The organism is Planomonospora algeriensis, assembly GCF_977012225.1.
In genome coordinates this window covers 1-7,663 of record NZ_CDRNDK010000320.1, presented here as the reverse complement: position 1 = coordinate 7,663, position 7,663 = coordinate 1, and the positions used below count along the sequence as shown (strand labels likewise).

4 protein-coding genes and 1 pseudogene are annotated in these 7,663 nt (G+C 65.8%); 1 reads left to right on the top strand and 4 read right to left on the bottom strand.

Features of this window, described 5'->3' with window-relative positions; genetic code table 11:
* The coding region (locus ACWJ6R_RS26005) for a tyrosine-type recombinase/integrase (protein ID WP_449064749.1) at window positions 1-530 on the bottom strand (530 nt) is incomplete at its 3' end.
* Window positions 531-1,161: 631 nt separating this feature from the next.
* Complete coding sequence (locus tag ACWJ6R_RS26000) at window positions 1,162-2,184, bottom strand: RNA-binding protein (RefSeq protein WP_449064748.1); 1,023 nt, start codon at window positions 2,182-2,184, stop codon at window positions 1,162-1,164.
* Window positions 2,185-2,253: 69 nt separating this feature from the next.
* Between ACWJ6R_RS26000 and ACWJ6R_RS25995 the strand changes: the two are divergent.
* Window positions 2,254-2,700: pseudogene (locus ACWJ6R_RS25995) on the top strand (IS701 family transposase); the annotation flags it as partial.
* A 388-nt stretch (window positions 2,701-3,088) separates the two neighbouring features.
* On the opposite strand, the gene ACWJ6R_RS25990 reads toward ACWJ6R_RS25995, so the two are convergent.
* Window positions 3,089-3,676 (bottom strand): hypothetical protein, encoded by a 588-nt coding sequence (locus ACWJ6R_RS25990; protein WP_449064747.1) that lies wholly within the window; start codon window positions 3,674-3,676, stop codon window positions 3,089-3,091.
* A gap of 80 nt (window positions 3,677-3,756) precedes the next feature.
* Complete coding sequence (locus ACWJ6R_RS25985; protein WP_449064746.1) at window positions 3,757-7,596, bottom strand: LamG-like jellyroll fold domain-containing protein; 3,840 nt, start codon at window positions 7,594-7,596, stop codon at window positions 3,757-3,759.
* Between the last annotated feature and the right edge of the window lie 67 nt (window positions 7,597-7,663).

The window sequence follows — 7,663 nt, the reverse complement described above, 5'->3', positions numbered from 1 at the left end:
TCGAACGGCCGCCCGTCCTCGCGCGTAAGCAGCGGCTCGCCGGGGGCCCGATCGGTCAGGAGCGGCTCCAGCAGCGCGCGGACCCGGGGCGGGACGGGCAGGCGGTCGGTGCGGCCGCCCTTGCGGCGGAACACGAGCACGGTGTGCCCGGCGTCGGCCACGACGGAGCCGACGGTGAGCGCCACCAGCTCACCGACGCGCACCGCGCACACCCCCAGCAGCGCCACCGCGGCCGCGTCGGCCGGGTGCGCCGCGGCGATGGCCTCGGCGCCGTCCAGCAGGGCGGCGGCCTCCTCCTGGGTGCGGGCCGGGGTGGTGCCGATCGCGGAGACCTCGGGCCGCTCGACCGGTTCGGCCGGGTTGGCGGCCAGGACCCGGCGGCGCACCGCGTAGGCGAACAGGCTGGACAGGTTCGACAACCGGCGCGCGATCGTAGACGGGGCGAGCGGGGTGCCGGGCCGGGCCAGGCCGGCGCGGGCGGTGCCGGTGGCGAGGGTGTCGCGGTAGTGCACCAGGTGGTCCTCGCCCACCGCCAGCAGGCCGGTGCCGGGGGCCTCGGCGGCCAGCCAGCGCAGGAACGCCGCCGTGTCGGCCAGGCGGGCGCGCCGGGTGGCTGGCGGCCCTGGCCGCGCTCAGCCAGGCCGCGACCACCGGCCACGTGGCCGGGTCCAGGGCGTCGACGGCGTCGACGTCCGCGCCCGGGACCTCGCCGCCGTCGCGCCATTCCCGGCGGGGGCGCAGTCCGGGGATGTCGCCGACGGTGCGCACCAGCGGCGCGGGCACCGCCACGGTGCCGGGCCGGTCGGCGGGCACCGGGACGGCGGCTGCCGTCGAGGGGCGCAGGACAGCAGTGGGGACGATCTCGGTCACGCTCGTGATCGTCTCACATAACAGCGATTGTGTGAGACGATATCCGAAGGAGGGAAATGATTTCGCGCCGCGCGAAAGCCAATCGCGTGGACGCGAACGCTTTAGCTATCGGGCCGGAGGCGGTGCGGAGCGCCCGGGTCCGGTGAGAACGGATCGGGCCGCGCCGGACCGGCGAGCGGCCGTCGGCCTCATCGCACTCGCGGTACTCCCCGGCCCGCTGCACCCGCGTGATGATCCCCTCCACGACCGGCGGTGTCGCGCTCGACACCGCCCGTGCGGCGGACGCAGGCGTCAGGGTGCCCATCGGGCGCGCAGCACGCCGTCGGAGTCGGGCAGCACCGCGGCCATCAGCGGGGTGCACTCGTCCACGTAACCGGACAGCACCATCGCGGCGCGGGCTCCGGCCAGCGCCGCGGGCAGCGCCGGGTAGTCGGTCTCGTCCACGGCCAGGCTGGTGATGTGCCCGTGCGCGTTCTGCCAGACGATCTCGCTGAGGCCTTCCTCGGGCAGGCCGGCGAGGACCGCGGCCACATTCGCCGACAGATCGGGCCAGACCCACAGCCGGGAGCGGGCAGTGAGCCGGTCCCGCACCGCGGTGACCTCCTCGGCGGTGATCCGGTGCCAGCGGGAGGCGTTGCCGACATGGCCCTCCTGCAGCACCACCACGCCGCGGTCGCCGGCCAGGGCCTGCAGCTCGGCCCAGAACGCCGCATCGGCGGGGCGCCGCGGCGCGGGCTCGTCGTCATCGAATCGCGGGTCGTACGGTGACCAGCCGATCGGCTCGGCGAACAGCCCCCGCCGGTGAGTGAGCGCCACCGCGTGCGGGCACGGCAGCGCGCTGCCGACGTAGAGGTACTGGTCGTAGCCGACGTGGACGAAGAAGCGGTCCTCGGCCTCCAGGCGGCACCAGGCCCCGGTGCCGCGCAGCATCGCCCGGACCAGTTCCAGGGCGACGGCCAGCGGCACCTGCGCGCCGTCGTGGTAGCCGGTCAGGTCGGGCGGGAACAGCCCGGCCAGCCCGTGACCGTCGAGCGGGGCTTCCACGCCGAAGCAGAGCGCGCCGGTCACCGACGGGTCGCGGATGGCCAGGTGCGTGAGACCGGTCTCCCCGGCGAACGCGGCCACGGCCGCCAGGTAGGCGGCTTCGACCGGACCGTGGTCGCTGTCTGCGTCCTCGGAGCCGACGTAGTACCCGCGCTCGTCGCGGTCCGCCGGGTCGTACTTGGTGACGCGATGGACGTGAAGCCTCGAACCGGTGTCGTCCCCGCCGGGGGGAGTCCGGGAAGAGGCCGCGGGTGAACCGGGGATGAGCATGGGAACGTTCCTCGCTCCCTGTCCTGGTGGAAGATCCGGCCGTGCGGAGGCCGCCCGATGGCGCCGAGATTACCCCAGACAGGTCGTCAACAGGCCAAATCCGCTCCCGGAACTGTGCTGGACCGGCTGGCCCTCGATCGAGCCGGGATTTGGGAGCGCCGCTCATGCGGGGCCGGCACCAAAGGGCTGCGCGTCTACGACTGGACCGCGGTGTCCGCCGCCGTAGCCGGGCAGGTGCCCGCGCCCAGGTACGCGCACACCGTGGGAAGCCTCCGTTCCGTCAGCGCCCCGATGGAGGTGGAGTTCTTCCTGGCCCACGCCCCGGCCGACACCCCGGTCCCCGAGTTGATCGACACGGCCAGGATGCGCTGGAAGACCGAGGAGAACAACGAACACGGCAAGAACCTGCTCGGCCTCACCCAATACCAGGTCCGCAAGTGGACCCCGTGGCACCGGCACGTCACCATCGCCATGCTCGCGCTGGCGCTCCTGGCCGTCACACGCGCCGCCCTGCCCGCCGACGCCGACGAGACCGTCGGCGGGGGAAAGGCTGCTCGCTCCTGGAGGCGTCAGCGGGATGAGGCTCGTTCGGCTCTCGCTCGCCGAGATCCGCCGCGTCCTGGTCTGGCTGCTCATCCCGGCAGCCAGCGCCATCGATCATGTCCTGGCCTGGTCAGACTTCCGGCGGCTCCACCAGGCACGTACTCTGATCAGCCATTACCGACGACGCGGTAACTCACTCCTAGAGGACTTATGAATGTAGTAGGAAGTCCCATCTGGCCTCAACCCGGCCTTTTTACCTACACCGACCAAACGCCGCCAGGTTGAAAAAAGCTCATTTATCCATGGGGGCATAAAAATTTCCCCCATGGATAAATGAAATACGTCAGTACAGGCGGGCTCTTCAAGCCCAGGCTCCATCAGGGATTCGGTAGAGGGTTCGGGTCGCCGCAAGCCAGCCTTGATCGATGGAGCGGCCGGTGATCTGCCCCATCAGATAAAGACAGGCTTTGACATCTTGGAGATCATCCTCCAGGGCGGCGATGTCGATACCGTTGCTGTCGAACAGTTCGCCGAGTTCTCCTATCCCGTCGGAGTCCGGACCATATCGGCCTCTGCCTTTGCCGTCACGCCAGTAGTCGAGGCCTTGAAATTCATCGATTTCGTTGTACTCCAGGTAGAACATCTTGCGTCCATCCTGAGTGAGCGGACCCGGCATTACATTGAGACCACTGATGCTGGTGATGTGTGTCCAACCTGGACTATGGGAGCCAATCCAGATGATTTCTTCTGGCTCGTATGGCTGATACCAGCGCATGGCTGTAGCCAGGTCGCAGTCCAGTTGGGTCGCCGGGTCGACACGTAGTCGGCGAGCGATCTCCTCTGTATCGTCGCCCTCGACCCATGTGCCAGCGAACCTAGCTGTAAATCCATACTCGATGAGTAGATCCCACTGGCCGTCCGTCAGAAAAACGTCAGACTTATCCCGCATTTTATTACCTTTCGCTACACAGGCAGCCGCCGCCCGATGTGGACGGCGGCTGCGCTATTCACCATGGCCTTAACATGGACTCAGGGTTCGATCATAACCCAGAAGGGGTTGCCGCCTCCCACGCGATATTTACTATAGAAGCTGTTCAGTGCACTGCCGTGCAGTCCGTTGTGCTCTCTGCCGAGGGCCCGGAGCGAGTAGTCCCAGTCCGGGCTGGCTGCTCCCTGCTCAGTGGTGGCGAATGGGTATTCGTCGCACTGCAGCTCCCCCCATCGGGGATCGACCTTTTTTCGATACTCCTCGTCCTCATATTTGTCGGCGAAGTAGTATTTGCAGTAGTTAGATCCCGGGCCGTATTTAACCCCTTCCGCGACGAACTTAAAATTGCGCCCGGAGAAGACCGCACGATTAGCCTTCTTCTCATCCTTTGTTTTAACTCGAATCAGAGGCTTTCCTGCATCGCTCATTTCTGGGGCTGCCCAGTCTCCCGGGATCTTTTTCGCCTTCTCACTGCCATTGAATTCTCTCAGCGGTGGATTCTGTGTCTCGTTATCGCGAACTGGAGGGTAAGTCTTAGCGTTGGCGCCGTCCTTCACATTCAGAGCATCCTCGATGTGTTTGATGACTTGGGCGAATTTAGCATCCCTAGTCTTAGACATGACGAACACGCGCTTGGATCGCGTGTTGATGCAGGCATACTTGTGATCCGCGGCATCCGGATCTTCGAGGCCGAAAACCTGCCAGTCGCACCGAAAGTTCGGCACCCAGCGCTTATCCTCGCCCTCGCCACTGCCGTGACGGAGAACGTCGATGAACTTTCCGTTCTTATCCTGTACCTTCTGACTGTACAGCGGAATGTGCTTAAAGTTGCCGGGACCATTGGCTTCCAGGCTGATCTGAGGGATGAACGAGCATATCGTATTATGCTCGGGAGATCCCTCTGCTTTGATCATGAATTTCTCGTCCGACTTGACGGCCCACTCCCCGATGTCTCGAATACCTCCTGGATCACCGGTGTCGCAGTCGCCTTCATCCTTCGTGTCGGCGTCGAGAAGCACATCCATGAAGAGGCCCGACAGCTTATTTCCGGGAACCTTGACGCGCCCGTTCTTGTCGACTAGGGCAATCTCGTCGATGCGAGTGAACACTTGAATGTCGTGCGGTTTGAGCCCAGTTGTTCCTCCGTTCACAACTCCATTACCGGTTGCATCGCCCAGGTAGCTGTGAGCAACCCAAGTGGCGCGAAATCGGAGAGCGTCGTCGTTCTGAGCCGTGACCGCGGCATCTATCACGCTCTTTGCCAGACCCACCCAAGCCGGACCCGACTTAAACGCCGGTTTCTTCTTCCTAGTATCGGGGTCTTCTTCGTAGTGCTGGATGTAGAGGTAAGCGGACCAGCAAGAGGAGTAGGGCCTCTCCTGGATGCGAGCGTCATATTCGGCATAATTGGTTTCACCGGGAGTGGCCGCGCATGTCTCTAGGTTGGGGTGCTCGTAATCGAAGCCCTCAGTTTGAGCTGCGGCCGAGCTCGCCCCTGCTTCCTTCTGCATGCTGGACGCAGTTGCAGTCGGTTCCGAGGTCGTGGTCGAAGCGGACAGGCTCGCGACATCATCGGTACTGATGGGCCGCTGATGGGCGGCGGGAGCGCCGACTTTGACGTGCTGCCAGCCTGACCACGCAGAGGACAATTTTCCGGTGACCGCGCGAGCGCGCCAGCGTATCAGCCAGTCGTTAGCCAATTTCCCGTCCGGCACCGCCATAGAACCAACCGGAGCACCAGCGGGAACTTTCGTGCTTCCCGCCCAGATCAGTCCCTTGCCTTGGGAGGAAGCGGCTGGGTCGTGTTCAACTTCGACCGTGAGATCGGAAGCGCGTCCCTGCGGGTCGTACACCGCGGCCGACAGCGACGGTGATGTGATGCCCTTCTTGTCCTTTCCTGTCGAGGACGAGGTGACCTGCAGGTCACTGACGGTCGGAGCAGCCTGCGCCAGCGTAGACACCAGCGACTCGGCCGCCGGAACGGACTTGGCCAGCGGGGCCAGTCGCGCCGTCGACGCTCCGGACGCCAGCGTGCTGATCTCGCTGCCGCTCAGGGCTTTTTGGTAGATGCGTACGTCGTCGATGTCACCGTTGATGTGGTGGCCGATCGTCATGGGCGCGTTGGCGTGCCACAGGGCCGGTACCCCGTTTGTGGTGGCGGAGTGCTGACCGTTGACGTAGACCGAGATGCTGCCGGCGGCCTTGTTGTACACCCCCGCCACGTGCACCCACTCATTCAGTGGGGCCGGGATGCGGGAATAGGCGCCGACACCGCTCCACGCGGTGGTGTCGGTCTTGTACACCAGGAAGCTCAACCCGTTGGTGGGGTCGCTGCCCAGGTAGAACGGGGCGCGGTTGACGCCGTTCTGGACGGCGACCTGGTAGGACTTGTCGCGGTCCTTGAACCGGATCCACGCGCCGATGGTGTAGCTGTCGTCGGTGCGGATCACCGGCCCGGCGGTCTGAGCGTAGTTCGGGTACCCCGTCGAGGCCATGGCCTGGCCGGTACGTCCCGTTCCCCAGCCAGCCGTGCCCTGCAGGGTAGCGGTGTTGCCGTGCCCAGAGGCGTCCTGCGCGATCGTGCCGGAGCCCTCATCGAACTTCCAGTGGCCGCGCAGCGCGTACATGCCGCTGATCTCAGCACCGGTGAGAGCTTTTTGGTAGATGCGTACGTCGTCGATGTCACCGTTGATGTGGTGGCCGATCGTCATGGGCGCGTTGGCGTGCCACAGGGCCGGTACCCCGTTTGTGGTGGCGGAGTGCTGACCGTTGACGTAGACCGAGATGCTGCCGGCGGCCTTGTTGTACACCCCCGCCACGTGCACCCACTCATTCAGTGGGGCCGGGATGCGGGAATAGGCGCCGACACCGCTCCACGCGGTGGTGTCGGTCTTGTACACCAGGAAGCTCAACCCGTTGGTGGGGTCGCTGCCCAGGTAGAACGGGGCGCGGTTGACGCCGTTCTGGACGGCGACCTGGTAGGACTTGTCGCGGTCCTTGAACCGGATCCACGCGCCGATGGTGTAGCTGTCGTCGGTGCGGATCACCGGCCCGGCGGTCTGAGCGTAGTTCGGGTACCCCGTCGAGGCCATGGCCTGGCCGGTACGTCCCGTTCCCCAGCCAGCCGTGCCCTGCAGGGTAGCGGTGTTGCCGTGCCCAGAGGCGTCCTGCGTGATCGTGCCGGAGCCCTCATCGAACTTCCAGTGGCCCTTGAAGTCCGGCGAGGTGGGGGGTTTGACCGTGGTGAACGACCAGGCGTGCGGTGCGGCCAGAGTGTTGCCTTCGGCGTCCTTGGCCCCGGTCACCTCGACCATGTACTTCACACCCTTGACCAGCGGCTGCTGCGGAGTGAAGGTCAACACCTTGCCCTCGGCGTCCATCGCCGACGCACCCGCGACCGCAGCGCCCTGGGCGTCCTTGACGCTGATCTGCGCCTCAGACACCGCCTCGCTGAACGTCGCCTTCGCCACCGCATCGACCGGCACATCGGTCGCGTCCTTGGCAGGGCTCGTCTCGGTGACCGTCGGCGCGGTGGTGTCCGGTGCCACCGTGGTGAACGACCAGGCGTGCGGTGCGGCCAGAGTGTTGCCTTCGGCGTCCTTGGCCCCGGTCACCTCGACCATGTACTTCACACCCTTGACCAGCGGCTGCTGCGGAGTGAAGGTCAACACCTTGCCCTCGGCGTCCATCGCCGACGCACCCGCGACCGCAGCGCCCTGGGCGTCCTTGACGCTGATCTGCGCCTCAGACACCGCCTCGCTGAACGTCGCCTTCGCCACCGCATCGACCGGCACATCGGTCGCGTCCTTGGCAGGGCTCGTCTCGGTGACCGTCGGCACCTCCGGCGCCACTGTCGTGAACGACCATGAGTAGGGATCCATGGCATTTTCCCACGCCTGCGTTCCGCAGCTCCGGGCCGATCCATGCCACGTTCGGCCCTGAAACCGC